This window comes from Hymenobacter profundi (genome assembly GCF_019334315.1).
Lineage (GTDB): Bacteria > Bacteroidota > Bacteroidia > Cytophagales > Hymenobacteraceae > Hymenobacter > Hymenobacter profundi.
In genome coordinates this window covers 1-19,741 of the sequence record NZ_JAHWGL010000032.1, presented here as the reverse complement: position 1 = coordinate 19,741, position 19,741 = coordinate 1, and the positions used below count along the sequence as shown (strand labels likewise).

At 61.8% G+C, this 19,741-nt stretch carries 10 protein-coding genes; all 10 read left to right on the top strand.

The window, feature by feature from the left end; all coding sequences use genetic code 11:
* Position 1 precedes the first annotated feature (1 nt).
* The gene (locus KYK14_RS09700; RefSeq protein WP_219158666.1) at positions 2-1,918 is read left to right on the top strand and encodes a glycoside hydrolase family 35 protein; all 1,917 of its coding nucleotides are present in this window, start codon (positions 2-4) and stop codon (positions 1,916-1,918) included.
* A 3-nt stretch (positions 1,919-1,921) separates the two neighbouring features.
* Positions 1,922-4,027 carry a DUF2264 domain-containing protein gene (locus KYK14_RS09695; RefSeq protein ID WP_219158665.1) on the top strand — a complete coding sequence of 702 codons (2,106 nt, stop codon included), beginning with the start codon at positions 1,922-1,924 and terminating at the stop codon, positions 4,025-4,027.
* Positions 4,028-4,349: 322 nt separating this feature from the next.
* The gene (locus tag KYK14_RS09690) at positions 4,350-6,746 is read left to right on the top strand and encodes a glycoside hydrolase family 31 protein (protein ID WP_219158664.1); all 2,397 of its coding nucleotides are present in this window, start codon (positions 4,350-4,352) and stop codon (positions 6,744-6,746) included.
* Between the two features lie 126 nt (positions 6,747-6,872).
* Positions 6,873-9,416, top strand: a complete 2,544-nt coding sequence (locus tag KYK14_RS09685) for a glycoside hydrolase family 95 protein (RefSeq protein ID WP_219158663.1) — start codon at positions 6,873-6,875, stop codon at positions 9,414-9,416.
* Positions 9,417-9,555: 139 nt separating this feature from the next.
* A complete protein-coding gene (locus KYK14_RS22140) occupies positions 9,556-11,763 on the top strand; it encodes a glycoside hydrolase family 43 protein (RefSeq protein WP_246601773.1) in 2,208 nt (735 codons plus the stop codon).
* A gap of 21 nt (positions 11,764-11,784) precedes the next feature.
* Complete coding sequence (locus KYK14_RS09675; protein ID WP_219158662.1) at positions 11,785-12,801, top strand: glycoside hydrolase family 43 protein; 1,017 nt, start codon at positions 11,785-11,787, stop codon at positions 12,799-12,801.
* Between the two features lie 79 nt (positions 12,802-12,880).
* Positions 12,881-14,035, top strand: a complete 1,155-nt coding sequence (locus KYK14_RS09670) for a glycoside hydrolase family 88/105 protein (protein ID WP_219158661.1) — start codon at positions 12,881-12,883, stop codon at positions 14,033-14,035.
* 86 nt (positions 14,036-14,121) lie between these two features.
* Entirely contained in the window at positions 14,122-14,289 is a 168-nt protein-coding gene (locus tag KYK14_RS09665) for a hypothetical protein (RefSeq protein ID WP_208306802.1), read from the top strand.
* A gap of 29 nt (positions 14,290-14,318) precedes the next feature.
* Positions 14,319-16,277 (top strand): alpha-L-arabinofuranosidase C-terminal domain-containing protein, encoded by a 1,959-nt coding sequence (locus tag KYK14_RS09660; protein ID WP_219158660.1) that lies wholly within the window; start codon positions 14,319-14,321, stop codon positions 16,275-16,277.
* 237 nt (positions 16,278-16,514) lie between these two features.
* A complete protein-coding gene (gene lacZ, locus KYK14_RS09655; protein WP_219158659.1) occupies positions 16,515-19,700 on the top strand; it encodes a beta-galactosidase, LacZ type in 3,186 nt (1,061 codons plus the stop codon).
* Positions 19,701-19,741: the final 41 nt, after the last annotated feature.

Sequence of the window (19,741 nt, the reverse complement as noted above, 5' to 3'; positions counted from 1 at the left end):
CGTGCTGAACCAGATGATTGTGCGGGCGCTGCTGCTGGGCGGCCTTAGCCTCACCACGCTTGCTACCACCACGCAGGCGCAAACCAAGCCTGCAAAGAAAACTGCCCCTACCACCGCTGCCGCTAAGCACACCTTTGCGCTGGGCGACGAGCACTTTTTGCTCGACGGCAAGCCCTTTCAGATGATTTCGGGGGAGATGCACTACCCCCGCGTGCCGCGCGAGGCCTGGCGCCAGCGCATGCGCATGGCCAAGGCCATGGGCCTGAACACCATTGGCACCTATGTGTTCTGGAACGTGCACGAGCCCGAGCCTGGCAAGTACGATTTCAGCGGCAACCATGATGTGGCCGCCTTTGTGAAGATGGCCCAGGAAGAGGGCCTGTGGGTGGTGCTACGGCCCAGCCCCTACGTGTGCGCCGAGTGGGAATTTGGCGGCTACCCCTACTGGCTGCAAAACGTGGCCGGCCTGAAGGTGCGCAGCCAGGAGCCGCAGTACGTGGCCGCCTACAAGCGCTACCTCAACGCCGTGGCCAAGCAGCTGGCCCCCTACCAGGTAAACCACGGCGGCCCAGTGCTAATGGTGCAGGTGGAAAACGAATACGGCTCCTACGGCGCCGACAAGGAGTACCTAGCCCAGAACCAAAAGCTGTTCCGCGAAGCGGGCTTCGATGGGCTGCTCTACACCTGCGACCCAGCCGCCGACGTGGCGAAAGGCCACCTACCCGGCCTGCTGCCCGCCGTGAACGGCCTCGACAAGCCCGACCAGGTGAAGAAGCTAGTGCGTGACAACCACGCGGGCAAAGGCCCCTACCTCATTGCCGAGTGGTACCCCGCGTGGTTCGACTGGTGGGGGGCACCGCACCACACGGTGCCCGCCGCGCAGTATGCCGGCCGCCTCGACTCGGTGTTGGCGGCGGGCGTGAGCATCAACATGTATATGTTTCATGGGGGCACTACCCGCGGCTTCATGAACGGCGCCAACTACAAGGGCGAGGGCACGCGCTACGAACCCCAGATCAGCAGCTATGACTACGATGCGCCTCTGGACGAGGCCGGCAATGCTACCCCCAAGTTCATGGCCTTTCGGCAGGTGATAGAGAAGAACTTGCCCGCCGGGACCAAGCTGCCCGCGGTGCCCGCCGCCAAACCCACTACCCGCATTCCGGCTGTTAGTCTGAGTCAGGCTACCCCGCTGCTGAGTGTGCTACCCAAGGCCGTGGCCAGTGCCAAGCCTCAGACGTTTGAGGACCTGCACCAGCCCTACGGCTTTGTGCTCTACCGCACCCAAGTGCCGGGCGGCCGCACGGGTGTGCTCAGCCTGACCGAGCTGCGCGACTACGCCGTGGTGCTGGTGAACGGCCTGCGCGTGGCCGTGCTGGACCGCCGCAAGGGTGAGCACCAGGAAGCCACCATCACCCTACCCGCTGGCACCGTTACGCTGGACATTCTGGTGGAAAACCTGGGCCGTATCAACTTTGGCGCCTACCTCTTGGAGAACCGCAAGGGCATCACGGAGCAGGTGACGTTTGCGGGCCAGGAGCTGACCGGCTGGCAACATTTCCCGCTGCCGTTTGATGACATTACAAAAGTGCCGGCCACCAAAGCCAGCCGCGCCTCTGCCGGCAACGGGCCAGTGCTGCGGCGCGGCTCCTTCACGCTCGCTACCCCCGCCGACACCTACCTCGACATGAGCCAGTGGGGCAAGGGTAGCGTGTGGCTGAACGGCCACCACTTGGGTCGCTACTGGGAAACCGGCCCTCAGCAAACCCTCTACGCGCCGGCCGAGTGGCTGAAGAAAGGCCGCAACGACGTGGTAGTGCTGGAGCTGCTGAAGCCTGAGCAAGACCAGCTCACCGGCCTCGACAAACCCATTCTGAACGTGCTGAAGCCGGAAGGTGAAGCCCGCAAGACCAACTAATCCGTGCCCATTTCCACCCAACGCTCCTTCTTGCTTACACCTTCTCCTGCTACACTCCTTCGCTCTGCCCTTGTGGGCTTGCTAGGAGTAGGCGGGTGGCTAGCGCCTACCCCTGGGACGGCACAAACTGCCTCGCCTACCTACTTCGATACGCATGTGGCGCCGGCGCCTACCAAGCTGCCGCCGTTTGAGGTGAAGCAGCCCGACAAGCGCCTGAGCCCGTTCACCGGCATGACACGTCGGCACTGGCAGGATGCGGCCCGCTACCTGCTCGGCGGCGCATTTAGCTATGTGCAGAAGCTCGACGACCCCATGCAGTTTCCGAAGGAGCCAGGCAAGAGCTACCCCCGCAACGAGGGCCAGGTGCCCACCGAGAAGCTGGAGGGCTTGTGTCGCACACTATTCATGGCCGCGCCGCTGCTGAAAGAAGACCCTAACCTCACGCTCAACGGCGTGAAGGTGGCCAACTACTACCGCCACCAGCTGGGGCTGCTCGTCGATTCGAAAAGCCCCAGCTACATTCAGCCCCGCGCCAAAAACGGCGGCCCCAGCCAGATTCTGGTGGAGTTTGGGGGGCTGGGCGTCGCCCTGTTTGCTGCGCCCGAGGTACTGTGGGACCCGCTGCCCCAGGCTACCAAAGATGCCCTGGCTGCTACCATGCTCAGCTACGGCGACGGCCCCACAGTACCCCAAAACTGGCGCTACTTCAACATCTTCATCCTCAGTTTTTTCGAGAGTCGCGGCTACCAGGTCAACAAAAAGCTGCTGGAAGAATACCTGCAAAAGCAACTGACCCACTACGATGGCCAGGGCTGGTACAACGACGCGCCTACCTACGACTACTACAGCATGTGGGCGTTTCAGATGTACGGCCGGCTGTGGAGCGAGTACTACGGCCGCCAGCACTACCCCGAAATTGCGGCGAAGCTCAACGAGAACTTCGCCCCGTTGCGCGACACCTACCCCTACCAGTTTGGGCGCGATGGGCACCTGATTATGTGGGGCCGCAGCATTACGTACCGCTTTGCGGCGGTGGTGCCGTTTCCGCTAATGGGCCTGCGCCCCGCCGCCGATACCAACTTCGGCTGGATGCGGCGCATTGCCTCGGGGGCTATGCTGCAATTTTTACAACACCCCGATTTTCTAGAAGATAACGTGCCCACGCTGGGCTTCTACGGATCCTTCGAGCCAGCCGTGCAGCCGTATAGCTGCCGGGGCAGCGTGTATTGGATGGCCAAGGCTTTTCTGGGCCTGCTGGTGCCCGCCGACTCGCCTTTCTGGACCGCCACCGAAAACGAAGGCGCCTGGGCTACCCCGGCCCTAGCCAAAGGCACGGTGTTCAACAAGTTTGAGCCCGGCCCCAACATCCTCCTGACCGACTACCCCAACACGGGCGCTGCTGAGTTGCGCGCCCCCTGCCACCAGGATAGCTCCGATCCCTACCGCGGCGACGAAAACTACAACCGCCTGAGCTACAACAGCGCCTTTCCGTGGCAGGCCGATGGCCCCAACGGCGAAGTAGCCATGAACTACGTGTTCAAAAACCGGCAAGGCAAGTGGGAGCCCCTGCGCCTCTACACTTTCAAGAAGTTTGAGGATGGCGTGTATTACCGCGACGCCGTGCTGGAAACCGATAAAAACGTGCAGCTGCACCTGGCCGAAATGCCCCTCCCCAACGGCATTTTGCGGGTAGACGTAAGTCAGAGCCCCGCGGCCACCGACCTGCGCCTGGGGCACTACGCCCTACCCAAACTCGCGGGCACCATCCGGCTCAGCACGCGCAAGGTAGGGAGCTACACGGCGCACATCATCGACAACGGTACCTACCAACTGGCGCTGGTGCCGCTCAGCGGGTGGTCGGAAACGCAGGTGGTGGACGCCACGGGGCTGCACCCGGCCGCCATCCAAAGCACCGTGCTCAATGCCGTGGGCACCACCTCGCCCAACCACCACCCCGTTGTATTCAGCACCTTGCTGCTCTGGAAAAAATCGGGCGAGAAATGGACGAACAAAGAGATGCTACCCGTGAAAAATATTCATTACGACGCTCAATCCGGCATCATCACTTTGACCATGGCAAACGGTCAAAATAAAACCATAAAGTATTGATAATCAACAGATAATATTCCGCATAACGCGTGGCGTTCCTACTAGTGGGGGCTTGGGTACGGCTGTATATTTAGGGAAGCAGCCGGGCCTAGTTATAGCTCCTACTATAGATAACTTACTCAGCGGCCGTGGGAATCCGTGGGGTAGGTGGGGCGTCGCGCGTTTGGAATAATACCTTGGGTAGCGGTGTAGAGACGCATACTTGCGTCTCATCGTTGAACGACATCGGCAACGCGGCGCGGACGACAAGACGCAAGTATGCGTCTCTACACACCGCTTTACACGAACTACTATTCTATCATACACTCAACCTATCTTTCTGTTGACTACATCCACTCTACACCCTCTGTTTTCGGTGGCGCTCGGCCTGCTGCTGGTGCCCGCTGCTCACGCCCAGCAATACCAAAAAACCGCCACCGGCCTGCAACTTTCCACCGACTCGCTCACGGTGCGGGTGCAATTCTACAGCCCCGACATTGTGCGGGTGGTGAAGTTTCCGAAGGGCAAAGAAAACGAGCGCAAGAGTCTGGTAGTGATACAAACGCCCGCGCCGGGCAAACTGAAGTACGCGAGCAAAAAGGGCCTCATCAGCCTAAGCAGCGCCAGTACCGAGGTGCGCATCGATCCGAAAACCGGGCAGGTGCGTTTTCTTACCGCTAAAGGGCAGCCGCTGATCAGCGAGAAAGCCAACGGCTCGCGCTTCACGAGCAAGCAGGATCTGGGTGCCGCTACTTACCGCGTGCGGCAGCTATTTCAGCTGGCTCCCGGCGAGGCAGTGTACGGGTTGGGCCAGCACCAGGACGGGCACCTCAACTACCGCGGCCAGAAGGTGCTGCTGAAACAGCGAAACCTCGATATTGCCGTGCCGGTACTGCACTCGGGCAAAGGCTACGGCGTGTTCTGGGACAACTACTCCACCACCCAGTTTGCTGACAATGAGCAGGGTACATTATTCGATTCGGAGGTGGGCGACTGCGCCGACTACTACCTGCTGAACGGCAACGGCACGGCCGATGGCGTGGTGGCACAATACCGCTGCCTCACCGGGCAAGCCCCTATGTTTCCGCGCTGGACGCTGGGCTTCTGGCAAAGCAAAGAGCGCTACCGCAGTCAGGAGGAGACGGTGGGTGTAGTGAAGAAATACCGCGCCCTGGGCGTGCCCCTCGATGGCATTGTGCAGGACTGGCAGTATTGGAGCGAAGACAACGACTACTGGAACTCCACGGAGTTCGGCAATCCGCGCTTCCCCAATCCGCAGGGCATGGTAGATGAGGTGCACGCCCTGCACGCCCACCAGATTATTTCGGTGTGGCCCTCGTTTGGCAAAAAGACCAAGGCCTACCAGGAGTTTGCCGCCAAGGACATGCTCTTCGACTTCATCACCTGGCCGCGCACGCCCCACGTGAAAGTCTACGACGCCTTCGACCCCGCGGCCCGCGACATCTACTGGAGCTATCTGAATAAGAACATCTTCCGGCTGGGTATGGATGGCTGGTGGCTCGATGCCACCGAGCCCGACCAGCTCACCCCCTTCGATACCGACGACGACAACGAAACGGCGCTGGGTAGCTTCCGGCGGGTGCGCAACGCCTACCCCCTCATGAGTACCACCGGCGTGTACAAGCACCAGCGCGAGACCAGCGAGGCCAAGCGCGTGTTCATCCTCACGCGCTCGGCCTTTGCCGGGCAGCAGCGCAATGGTACTATGGTATGGTCGGGTGATGTGAACTCGCGCTGGGATGTGCTGGCCAAGCAGCCGGCCGCCGCGCTCAGCCTGAGCCTGGCCGGCTTCCCGTACTGGAACAGCGACATTGGCGGCTTTTTCCCGTCCGGCGAGTATCCGAAGGGCGTGCAGGACCCGGCGTTTCAGGAGCTGTTTACGCGCTGGCAGCAGTTTGCGGCCTTCACGCCCATGATGCGCGCCCACGGCGAGTATACGCCCCGCGAGATTTACCAGTTTGGCGAGAAGGGCAGCTGGGCGTTTGATGCGCAGAAGAAGTTTATCGACCTGCGCTACCGATTGCAGCCCTACCTCTACGCTAACGCCTGGGGCGTAACCAGCCGCGCCGGCACGCTAATGCGGGCCCTGCTGATGGATTTCCCCACCGACCCTAAGGTAGTGGACATGGGCTCGGAGTATATGTTCGGCCCGGCCTTCCTGGTGAGGCCCGTAGTGGAGGCGCAGTACGTAAACCGACCCGACAAAAACCAACCAGTACCACCCGATTTCTCGACTATCAAAAACACCGAAGTATACCTGCCAGCGGGCACAAGCTGGGTGGATTTCTGGACGGGCAAGCGCCACAACGGCGGGCAAACCGTGCAGCGCGCCACCCCCATCGACCTGATGCCGCTCTACGTGCGCGCTGGCTCCGTGCTGCCCCTGGGTCCGCTGCAACAGTACACCGGCGAGAAGCCCGATGCGCCGCTGGAACTCCGCGTGTACCCCGGCGCCGATGGCGAGTTTATGCTCTACGAGGACGAAAACGACAACTACAACTACGAAAAAGGCGCCTACGCCACCATTCGCCTGCGCTGGAACGACAAGGCCCGGCAGCTGACAGTAGAAAACCGCGCCGGCTCGTTTCCGGGCATGGCGCAGGAGCGCACCTTCCGGGTGGTACTGGTAGATGAGCAGCACGGCACCGGAGTAGGCGAGGGCACCGAACCCGCCAAAGAGGTTCGCTATGCGGGCAAGAAGCTAACCGTGAAGCTATAACTTACCGAACCTCTTGCAGGGCGTTGCTTCCCTATGCCGTTTGGAGGGTAGGCGGTCGGGGCGGAACTGTTGCCAGCCCGGCCCCTGCGTGCTGTGTTATTTATCTTCTCGCTTGATATTCTCCTGATGAAATACTCTCTCTGTCTGTTGGTTTTGTGGGGGCTGCTGGCGCTGCCAGCCGCTGCTACCACCCCCGCCGTACGCAGTCAGGAAGGGCACCCCTATGGCAATCCGGCTACCGCTAAGACTCTCAAGAGCCAGCGCGCCCCCGCCGACCTGAAGCTGTGGTACAGCAAGCCGGCCACGGAGTGGGTAGAAGCCTTGCCCGTAGGCAATGGCCGGGTAGGGGCCATGGTGTTTGGTGGTGTGGAGAAAGAGTTGATTCAGCTGAATGAAAGCACTTTATATAGCGGCGGTCCTGTGCCGGCCAGCGTTAACCCGCAGGCGGCTTCCTACCTGCCGCAGGTGCGCGAGGCCTTGCTGCGCGAGCAAGATTATGGCAAGGCCGACGAACTGGTGCGGCACATGCAGGGCCTGTTCACCGAATCGTACCTGCCGCTGGGCGACCTGGTGTTGCAGCAAGACCTGGGCGCCGCTACCCCTACCGCCTACCGCCGGGAGCTGGATTTACCATCGGCCACGACTACGACGCGCTTCACGGTTGGCGGCGTAGAATACACCCGCGAGGTGCTGGCCTCGGCGCCGGGCAACGTGCTGCTGGTGCGCCTGCGGGCCAGCCGGGCCCACGCTCTCACGCTGGACGTAGCGTCTAGCAGCCCCCTACACCACAGCTGGACCGTGGAGCAGGGGCAGGAGCTGGTCGTGAGTGGCAAAGCCCCCGCCCACGTCGACCCGAACTACTACAACCCCAAAGACCAGGAGCACATTGTGTACGACGATACCAGCGGCTGCCGGGGCATGCGGTTTCAGTACCGCGTGCGGGCCGTAGCACCTGGCGGGCGCGTATCGGCTGGTCCTGCGGGACTGCACATTGAGCAGGCCAACGAGGTAGTGCTGTACGTGGTGGCGGCTACCAGCTTCAACGGCTTCGACAAATGCCCTGACCAAGAAGGCCGTGACGAGAAAGCCATGGCGGTGGAAAATATGCAACGGGCAGCGAGCAAGTCGTTTGGGGCGTTGCAGCGGGCCCACGTGGCCGATGTGCAGCGCTACCTGGGCCGCGTGGCGCTGGTGGTGGCCGACACCACCGGGCACCCCGCCCCGGCCCTACCCACCGACGAGCGGTTGCAAGCCTACGCCCGCGGCGCCTACGACCCGGCCCTGGAAACGCTGTATTTCCAGTATGGGCGCTACCTGTTAATGGCGTCGTCGCGGCCGGGTGGGCCGCCGGCCAACCTGCAAGGCATCTGGAACCGGGAGGTGCGCCCGCCCTGGAGTTCCAACTATACCATCAACATCAACACCCAAATGAACTACTGGCCCGCTGAGGTGACCAACCTGAGCGAGCTGCACGAGCCGCTGCTGCGCTGGTTGCACGATTTGGCAAAGGCCGGCACCCACACGGCCCGCGAGTTTTACGGCGCCCGAGGCTGGGTAGCACACCACAACTCCGACATCTGGGCCACCACCAGCCCCGTGGGCGACGTAGGCCACGGCGACCCGGTGTGGGCCAACTGGGCCATGGGCGGCAACTGGCTGAGCCAGCACCTATGGGAGCACTACGCCTTCACCCAAGACAAGCGCTACCTGGCCGAGCAGGCCTACCCTCTGATGAAGCAAGCCGCTCTATTCAGCCTCGATTGGCTGGTAGAAGGCCCCGACGGCTACCTCGTGACGGCCCCCTCCACCTCCCCCGAAAACCAGTTTAAAGACCAGAACGGCAAGGCGCAGAGCGTGTCGGTGGCAGCCACAATGGACATGGCCATCATCTGGGATTTGTTTACCAACGTCATCGAGGCCTCGCAGGTGCTAGGCGTGGATGCCGAACTGCGCGCCCAGTTGGTAGCCAGCCGGGAGCGGCTGTACCCACCACGCGTGGGCAAGCAGGGTCAGTTGCTGGAGTGGTACCGCGACTTCCCCGAAACCGATCCGCAGCACCGCCACGTGTCGCACCTGTTTGGGCTGCACCCCGGCCGGCAGCTCTCGTCCGCCCAAACGCCCGAGCTGTTCCGGGCGGCCCGCAAGACGCTGGAAATCCGCGGCGACGAGGGCACAGGGTGGAGCAAGGCCTGGAAAATAAACTGGTGGGCCCGCCTGCGCGACGGAGACCACGCCTACACGCTCATCCGGCAGCTGTTGCGCTATATGCCCGCCACGGGTAGGGGCGCCGGGGGCACCTACCCCAACCTATTCGATGCCCACCCGCCGTTTCAGATTGACGGCAACTTTGCGGGCACGGCGGGCATGGCCGAGCTGTTGCTGCAAAGCCACCTGGGCGAAATCGAGTTGCTGCCAGCCCTCCCCACGGCCTGGAATACGGGCCAGGTGCGGGGGCTGCGCGCCCGCGGCGGCTTCGAGGTGGGTATGGCTTGGCAACACGGCCAACTGCAAACGGCTACCCTCGCGGCGCTGGCCGGGGGGCGGTGTGCGGTGCGGGCCGCCCGGCCCTTTCGCATTAAGGGCGTACGGGCCGCCCCTACCCACGATGCCCGTGGCTATGTGCTGGTATTCGAGGCCAAGAAAGGGCGTGCCTATCAGCTGGCCAATTAGATCTTGCCGCTGCGGCCCCACAGTAGCGGCGGAACGGTCAAAGAAGGGGGGCAAATTAGCCTTTGCGCGGCCCGCACTGGCTACCCTCCCAAAATTTGACTCTTTTGCGTTGCGCCCACTTCGATACTTTTCTTTTCCTATGCTGACGTTCTCTCTTTCTACATTTCGCCGCCGATGCGCCACGCACGCTGGCACCGGTCAATACCGCTCCTTCGGACGCATGGCCGGGGTGTTGCTGGTGCTTGCGATGGTAGGCCCCGCGAAGCTCGCCGCCAAGCCACCGAAAACCACTGCCTACCTGTTCGCCTACTTCACCGGCAACGACAAAAAGCAGGAAGCCATTCGCTTCGCGCTCAGTCAGGACGGCTACCACTACACCGCGCTCAACGGCAACAGGCCCATCGTCAGCTCGGCGGCCATCAGCGAGACCGGGGGCGTGCGCGACCCGCACATTTTGCGCGGCCACGACGGCAAGACCTTCTACATGGTAGCTACCGATATGGTGTCGGCCAAGGGCTGGAGCAGCAACCGCGGCATGGTGCTGCTGAAGTCCAACGATATGATCAACTGGAAATCCAGCGTCGTCAACATTCAGAAGAAATATCCCAACCAAGAAAACCTGAAGCGGGTGTGGGCCCCGCAAACCATCTACGACGCCAAGGCCAAGAAGTATATGGTGTACTTCTCCTTGCAGTATGGCTCGGAGCCCGACAAAATCTACTACGCCTACGCCAACAAGGACTTTACGGACCTGGAAGGCGAGCCCAAACAGCTGTTTTTCTCACCTACCAACGGCTCTTGTATTGATGGCGACATTGCAGAGAAGGACGGCAAGTACTACCTCTTCTTCAAGACCGAAGGCCAGGGCAACGGCATCAAAGTGGCCGTGTCGGATAAGCTGACCGAGGGCTATAAGCAGCGCGACCCCTACGTGCAGCAAACCAAAGAGGCCGTGGAGGGTGCGGGCACCTTCAAGCTCAACAACAGCACCGACTACATCTTGATGTACGACGTGTACGGCAAGGGCCGCTACCAATTCACGCGCACTGCTGACTTCGAGCATTTCAAGGTGATTGACGACGAGGTGCAGATGAACTTCCACCCCCGCCACGGCACCGTGCTACCCATTACCGCCGAGGAAGCCACCCGCCTCGCCGCCCGCTGGCTGACACCGGCCGACCTGTTTGGCACGGCCCAGAACAAGGCCATCCGGCAGCAGAATACGCTGGTAGATAGCGCGGCCGGCAAGGTGGCGTATCTGGCAATGCCGGGTGCCAGCCTGCAACAGTTTGACCCACAACTCACAGCGTTTGGGCTGGCAGTAAAGCCGAGCGGCCCGCAGAACTTCGCCAATGGCCCCGTGACCTACACGGTAGGGCAGGGTAGTCAGCAGCGCACCTATACCGTATCGGCCACTGAAACGCACAACCCGGCCCTGAACGGCTACTACGCCGACCCGGCCATCCTGCACTCCGAGAAAACCGGCAAGTTCTACATCTACCCTACCTCCGACGGCTTCACGGGCTGGTCGGGCACCTACTTCAAAACGTTTTCCTCGCCCGATTTGGTGAACTGGAAGGACGAAGGCGTGATTCTGGATCTGCCCAAGGACGTGAGTTGGGAGAAGAAAAACGCCTGGGCGCCCTGCATTATCGAGCAGAAAACCGCCACCGGCTACCGCTACGCCTACTACTTCTGCGCGGGCGCGAAGATTGGGGTAGCGTTGTCAGATAGCCCTACCGGCCCGTTCAAGGACACCGGCAAGCCGCTACTCAACCAACTTCCTGAGGGCGTGAAGGGCGGCCAGCAGATAGACCCCGCCGTGTTCCGCGACCCGCAGAGCGGCAAGCTCTACCTGTACTGGGGCAACGGCTACATGGCCGGCGCCGAGCTGAACGACGACCTGGTGAGCCTGAAGCCCGGCACCACGCAGGTGATGACGCCCGACCGCACCTTCCGTGAGGGCGCCCACGTGTTCTTCCGCAACGGCACCTACTACTTTATGTGGAGCGAGGACGACACCCGCTCGCCCAACTACCAGGTGCGCTACGGCACCTCTACCACGCCGCTGGGCAAGATTACGGTGCCCGCCAACAATCTGGTTATCACCAAAGACCCGTCGCAGGGCATCTACGGTACCGGCCACAACAGCACCATCCAGGTGCCCGGCCGCGACGAGTGGTACCTGGTCTACCACCGCTTCACCTACCCCAAGGGCATCGGGATGGGCGACGCCGCTGGCTACAACCGCGAGGTGTGCATCGATAAAATGGAATTTAATGCTGATGGCAGCATCAAGCCTGTGGTGCCTACCCACGCCGGTATTCAGCCGGTATGGGTGAAGTAATAACGACTAAGACAAGCAAAGATGATAGGGATAAAAACAGGCTGGGCGCTGCTGCTGAGCTGCCAGGTACTGGCCGTGGCCACGCAGGCACAGGAAGCTAGAAAACCAATGATTCAGCAAAATGTGCCGCTGGATTCCATCCGGCTGAGCGACCCATTTATCCTCGCCGACTCGAAAACCAAGCAATACTACATGACCGGCACCGGCGGCCTACTCTGGAAAAGCCCGGACATGAAGCGCTGGTCGGGACCCTATTCCGTGGCCCAGCCTGATCCTGCCTCCTGGATGGGGCCGAAACCGATGATCTGGGCCGCTGAAATCCACCCGTACCAGGGCAAGTACTACTACTTTGCCACCTTCACCAACCAAGCCGTCAAGATTGACACCGTGCAGGGCACGCCCATTGAGCGCCGGGCCTGCCACGTGCTGGTCAGCAACCAGCCGGGCGGTCCTTACGTGCCCGTTTCCGGCGGCGACGCCACCTACCTGCCCGCTAACAAACCTACCCTCGACGCTACGCTGTGGGTAGATAAGGACAAAAAGCCCTACATGGTATACTGCCACGAGTGGCTGCAAAACCAGAATGGCACCATCGAAAAGATACAGCTGAAGCCTGATCTGAGCGGTACGGTAGGGGAGAGCAAGGTGCTGTTTCGGGCTAGCGACTCGCCCTGGAGCCGCGAAAACCCGCGCACCGGGCCGGCCCGCCCCAACAAAGTAACCGATGGTCCCTACCTGTTTCGGACCGGCACCGGTCGCCTGGGCATGATCTGGACCAGCTGGATCTATGACGTGTACACCCAGGGCGTGGCCTACTCCACCAGCGGCACCCTCGATGGCCCCTGGGTGCAGGAAAAAGACCCCATTACCCCGCCCAACTATGGCCACGGCATGCTGTTCCGCACCCTCAATGGCAAGCTCCTGATGGCCGCGCACAGCCACCAGGACATCAAGGGCCGCTACCACCGTGTGCCCCACCTGTTTGCGCTGGATGTGTCGGGCAACAAGCTGGTGCTGGGCAAGCCCTACCAGCCGTAAAGGTCGTTCGCCGGTTCGACGCCGCAGGCGTCGGACCGGCGGACGGCAACTATTTTCTGCAAACGCCCTCTTTCACCCCATGAACCGCCTTCCGACCTACCTACTCGGCGCTACCCTGCTGCTGGGGCTACCCACCGCCTGCACTACTTCCCAAACGGCTGCCACCTCCTACACGCAGCCGAAAAAGGCCGAGGTGCTGGCACTCATCACGAAGGTGAATGACCACTGGCAGGCCACGCACCCGCCGCAAGAACGGGCGTTTTGGGACGTGGCCGCCTACCATACCGGCAACATGGCGGCGTATGCTGTCACCAACAACGAGAAATACCGGCAGTATTCGGAAACCTGGGCCGAGCACAACCACTGGAAAGGCGCTACCTCCGACGACCGTGCCACTTGGAAGTACAAGTACGGCGAAACACCTGACCACGTGCTGTTTGGCGACTGGCAGATTTGCTTTCAAACCTACGCCGACCTCTACAAGCTAAAGCCCAACCCGATACGCATTGCCCGCGCCCGCGAGGTGATGGAGTACGAAATGAGCACCCCCCAAAACGACTACTGGTGGTGGGCCGACGGCCTCTACATGGTGATGCCCGTGATGACCAAGCTCTATACCATCACCAACAACCCGCAGTACCTGAGTAAGTTGCATGAGTACTTCGGCTACGCCAACAGCATCATGTACGACCAGGAAACCGGCCTCTACTACCGCGACGCCAAATACGTGTACCCCCAGCATAAATCGGCGAACGGCAAAAAGGACTTCTGGGCGCGCGGCGACGGGTGGGTATTTGCCGGCCTGGCCCGCGTGCTGCAAGACCTACCCGCCACCGACCCCCACCGCGACGAGTACCTGAGCAAGTACCGCGGTCTGGCCGCCGCCCTCAAGCAAGCCCAGCAGCCCGAAGGCTACTGGACCCGCAGCCTCCTGGACCCCGCGCACGCCCCCGGCCCCGAAACCAGCGGCACGGCCTTCAACACCTTCGCCTACCTGTGGGGCATCAACCACGGCGTGCTAGATAAGAAAGAGTACCTGCCCACGGCCATGCGGGGCTGGCAGTACCTCACCACCACCGCCCTGCAACCCGACGGCGCCATCGGCTACGTGCAGCCCATTGGCGAGAAGGCTATTCCCGGCCAAGTGGTCGATAAGAGTTCTACGTCCAACTTTGGGGTAGGGGCTTTCCTGCTGGCTGCCAGCGAGATGTACCGTTACGTGGATAAACGGTAACTTGAGGGGAGCGATACAATAAGACGCCGCCGCTATAGCCTTACTCATTCTGAAAGGTGTCACAAGCCCCTCTAAATTCCCACCTGATGTCCTCTCACTACCGGCGTGCCCTCACGTGCTTCCTACCCTTTCTTGGTCCACTAGGCCTGACTACCATCGCCAAGCCCATCCGCGTGGATAGCCCCGACGGCGCTGTACAAGTGACCGTGAGCGTGACGCCGCCGGCGCACAGGGGCTTCGTAATGCAACCGTAGTCCTACCATAACCCAACCACCCCTTGCCTATGACCACTCCTGTACGCTGCGTTTGTGCGGCCATTCTGGCTGTTCTTACCCCCTTGCTCACGCTGGGCCAGGCTGCGCCGGCCGGCAAGTCCATCAGCCCCGATTTGTTCGGTATCTTCTTCGAGGACATCAACTACGCGGCCGATGGCGGACTGTACGCCGAGCTGGTGCAGAACCGCTCCTTCGAGTACGCCCCGAGCGACCATGACGGCTGGAACTCACTCACGGCCTGGGAGTATCTGCACGAAGGCTACGCTATGGGCAGCGTGTCGGTGGAAAGCGCGGCGCCTCTGCACGCCAACAATCCGCACTACGCGACCCTGCGCGTGGAAAACCCGTTTCAGAAAGGACTGGGGCTAAAGAACACCGGTTTCGATGGTATACCGGTGCGGGCAGGGGAGAAGTACAGCTTCTCGATGTGGGCGCGGGTGAAATCGGGGGCAGCCGTGCCGCTACTGGTGCAGCTGCGGGGCGCCAAAGGCCAGGTGCTGGCCGAAACCACGTTGTCAGCGCAGAAGGTGGACTGGCAGCAGTACAGCGCTACCCTCGCGCCCAGCACTACCGAGGACAAAGCCACGCTGGTGGTACTGGTCACCGGCAAAGGCGTTATCGACCTCGACATGGTGTCGCTGTTTCCGCAGAAAACCTTTCATAACCATTCCAACGGGCTGCGGCCCGACCTAGCCCAGGCCATTGCCGACATAAAACCGAAATTTGTGCGCTTTCCGGGCGGCTGCCTGGCCCACGGCGACGGGCTGGATAACCTGTATGACTGGAAGAAAACTATTGGCCCGGTAGAGCAGCGCGTGGCCCAGCGCAACATCTGGAACTACCACCAAACCGCGGGGCTAGGCTACTTCGAGTATTTTCAGTTTTGCGAAGACATTGGGGCCAAGCCGCTTCCCGTGGTGGCGGCCGGCGTGAGCTGCCAGAACTCGGGCGGCTCGTGGCGCATTGGGAGCGTCGGGCAGCAGGCCATTCCGCTCAGCGAGATGGACGCCTACGTGCAGGACGTGCTGGACCTCGTGGAGTGGGCCAATGGCCCCATTACCTCGTCCTGGGGCGCCAAACGGGCCGCGGCCGGCCACCCCGCCCCATTCAACCTGGAGTATGTGGGCATCGGCAACGAAGACAAGATTACCCCTGATTTTCGTAGCCGCTTCACGCTGCTCTACAACGCGGTGCATGCCAAGTACCCCAACCTGAAAATTGTGGGCACGGTAGGGCCTGGCCCGAAGGGCGAAGATTACGACTTGGGCTGGGCGCTGGCTAATCAGCTCGACGTGCCGCTCGTAGACGAGCATTACTACGAAAAACCGAAGTGGTTTTGGGCCAACAACCAGCGCTACGACCGCTACGACCGGGCCAAATCGAAGGTGTATCTGGGGGAATACGCTTCGTGGGGCAATACCGTGTACAACGCCCTGGCCGAAGCTGCCTACATGACCAGCCTAGAGCGCAACGGCGACGTGGTGCAACTGGCGTCCTACGCGCCGCTCCTGGCTAAGGAAGGCCACACGCAGTGGAACCCCGACATGATCTACTTCACCAACACCACCATCGTGCCCACGGTGAACTACTACGTGCAGCAGCTCTTTGGTCACAACCAGGGCAATACATACCATCAGGGGGTAGTCACGCTTCCTACCAGCGCGGCCGCCGATACGACCCTGGCTGCCTCCTGCGTGCGCGACGCCCAAACCGGCGATGTGATTCTGAAGCTGATCAACGCCAGCCCCCAGGCCCAGACGTTTCCGATCAACCTGGCTTCTTTCAAAGGGCTGGCGTCTGCCGCTACGCTGACCGTGCTATCGGGCGACAAGGACGCGAAGAACACCCTGGCCAGTCCGCAAACGGTACTGCCTAAAAAGGTGAGCTACAAAGCGCGCAAAGCGTTTGCTTACACAGCGCAGCCCTATTCGCTGGTCGTTATCCGGGTGCAGGGTAGGGGTAAATGAGAGGCAGAGGTAGAATAGGCGAGTTGATAATCAGATGATTAAATGCGGTTGTGGTCAGTGTCTTCGCCACATGGTAAAAGCTGCCGGCCACTGCACCCGACGAATATCACCCCGCCATTGTCCCGAAATACCCCCGGTTGCTCCGCGGGGAGTGGCGTACTATTGCCTATGCATTTCTGAGGCCTATTGCGCGGTGCCAACCACGCCGCTATCTGCCTCGCTTACCTCATCCATTCGATGCGCAACTTTCACTTTCTAACGGCCGCCCTGCTCCTAACCAGCGGCGCGGCTACCGCCCAAAACACCCCCAACGAGTGGGAAAACCCGCGGGTGTTTGAGCAGAACAAGGAGAAGCCCCACGCCAGCTTCATGGTGTACGACAAGCCCGCCGACGTGGCCGCCAACGACTACGCCCGCTCGCCCTACTACCAGTCGCTGAACGGGCAGTGGAAGTTCAACTACGTGCCTCGCCCCGCCGAGCGCCCTACCACGTTCCAGCAGCCCGGCTTCGACGACAAAGGCTGGGCCAGCATTGCCGTGCCTTCCAACTGGGAAATCAAGGGTTTCGGCACGCCCATTTACACCAACATCACCTACCCGTTCCCCAAAAATCCGCCCTTCATTGGCGGGCGCGATAATCCGGTGGGCAGCTACCGGCGCACCTTCACGGTGCCAGCCGCGTGGGCGGGTAGGGAAGTGCTGCTAAACTTCGGCTCCATCTCGGGCTACGCGGTAGTGTATGTGAACGGCCAGCGCGTGGGCATGAGCAAGGTGGCGAAGTCGCCGGCCGAGTTTGATATTACCAAGTACCTAAAAGAGGGCGAGAACACGCTGGCCGTGCAGGTTACGCGCTGGCACGACGGTTCCTACCTCGAAGACCAGGACTTCTGGCGCCTCTCCGGCCTCGACCGCGACGTGTACCTCTACAGCCTACCCCAGCGCACGATCTGGGACTTCTTCACCCACGCCGACCTCGACCCTACTTATAAAAATGGCCAGTTCTCGGCCGACGTCATGCTGCGCAACTTCGGTGCGGCTGCTGGCACCCCGGCCCGCCTCACGGCCGAAATTCTGGACAGCAACGGCAAAACCGTACTGCGCCAGCAGCAGCCCGTGGCGGCCGGCGCCGAAACGGTGAAGCTCAGCGGCACCGTGAAAAACGTGCGGCCGTGGTCGGCCGAAGTTCCTACCCTCTACCAGTGCCGCCTGACGCTGGAAGACAACCAAGGCAAGCCGCTGGCCGTGACGGGCTGCCAGGTAGGTTTCCGCAAGGTGGAAATCAAGGATGCGCAGCTGATGGTGAACGGTCGCCCCGTGGAGGTGCACGGCGTGAACCGCCACGAGCTGGAGCCCACCACCGGCCGCGTGGTGACGGATGAGCTGATGCGCAAGGACTTGGCTTTGATGAAGCAGCACAACATCAACGCCGTGCGCACCTCGCACTACCCCAACGACGAGCGGTGGTACCGCCTCTGCGACGAGCTGGGCTTTTACCTGGTAGACGAGGCCAACATCGAAACCCACGGCATGGGCGCCGAGTGGCAGGGCGGATTCGATAAGAGCAAGCACCCGGCCTACCTGCCCGAGTGGGCACCCGCCCACCTCGACCGCATCGAGCGGTTGGTGGAGCGTGACAAAAACCACCCCTCCGTCATCATCTGGAGCATGGGCAACGAGTGCGGCAACGGCCCCGTGTTCTACGATGCCTACAAGTGGATCAAGCAGCGCGACCCCTCACGCCCGGTCCAATTTGAGCAGGCCGGCGAAAACGAGGACACCGACATTGTGTGCCCCATGTACCCCCGCATGAACCATATGAAGGCCTACGCCGAGGCCACCGACAAGAAGCGGCCCTTTATCATGTGCGAATACTCGCACGCCATGGGCAATAGCAACGGTAACTTTCAGGAATATTGGGACTTGATCCGCAGCTCGCCACACATGCAGGGCGGTTTTATCTGGGACTGGGTAGACCAAGGCCTGCAAACCCGCGCCGCCGACGGCCGCATTTTCTACGCCTACGGCGGCGACCTGGGCGGCTTGCTGCTGCAAAACGACGAGAACTTCTGCGCCAACGGCCTGATTGCCGCCGACCGCACCCCGCACCCCGGCCTGCTGGAGGTGAAAAAGGTGTACCAGGATATTCGCTTCTCGGCGGCCCAACCCGCCAGTGGCCGCGTGACGGTGCTGAATGGTTTCTCCTTTAAGGACCTGAACGACTACAACTTCCGTTGGGAGCTGTTGCGCAACGGCACGGTGGCCAAAACCGGCACCTTTGCCGTGGGCAAGCTGGCCGCTGGTGAGAAGAAAGAGGTGAAGCTGGGCCTACCCTCGCTGAAAACCGAGCCCGGCACCGAGTACGTGCTGAACGTGTTTGCCACCACCAAAGCCGCCGCGCCACTACTGCCCGCCGGCCACGAGGTAGCCCGCGAGCAGTTTCTGTTGACGCCGGCCACTACCTACTTCGCCGCCGCCCCAGCCACCAGCGGCACCCTGCAAGTGCAGCGCGAGGGCGACAAGCTGACCTTCACCTCGGGCGACGTGCGCGGCGAGTTCAACACCAAGCAGGGCCGCCTCACCGACTACCGCCGTGGCAACCAACGCACGCTGGGCAGTTTCCCCGAGCCCTACTTCTGGCGCGCCCCCACCGACAACGACTTCGGCAACGGCATGCCCCAACAGCTCGGCGTGTGGCGCACGGCCCACGCCGCCCGCGAGGTGAAGAACGTGACGGTAGGCGAGCAGTCGGCCGCCGGCCTACCTATTCAGGTGGAGTATCTATTGACGACGGTAGGCGTGCCCTACACGGTGTCCTACCTCATCGGTCCCGATGGTGCCGTGCAGGTAACGGCCGCTATCGACATGACTGGCAAGGACTTGCCCGAGCTGCCCCGCTTCGGGATGCGCCTGGAGCTGCCCGAGCGCTACCGCCAGCTGCGCTACTACGGCCGCGGCCCCTGGGAAAACTACCAGGACCGTAACACCGCTACCTTCCTGGGTACGTACCAGGACTCAGTGGCCGGGCAGTTTGTGAAGGGGTACATCCGGCCCCAGGAAAACGGCTACCACACCGATGTGCGCTGGTTCTCGCTCACCGATGCCGCCGGCCAGGGCCTGCGCGTGGAAGGGCAGCAGCCCCTGAGCTTCAGCGCCCTACCCTACCGTGCCGAGGACCTCGACCCCGGCCTCACCAAAAAGCAGCAGCACCCCACCGACCTGCCGCCCCACCAGCAAACCTACCTCCACCTCGACCTGAAACAGCGTGGTGTAGGCGGCGACGACAGCTGGGGCGCCCTACCTCACGAGCAGTACCGCTTGCTGGACAAGAAGTACAGCTACACCTACACGCTGCGCCTGCTCAATGGCAGCGAAACAGGCAAAGGCGCTACCTCGCAGGCAACGCCGAAAGCCAGCGGTAGGTAGAATAGAGAAACCGTCATGCTGAGCGGAGCCGAAGCATCTCG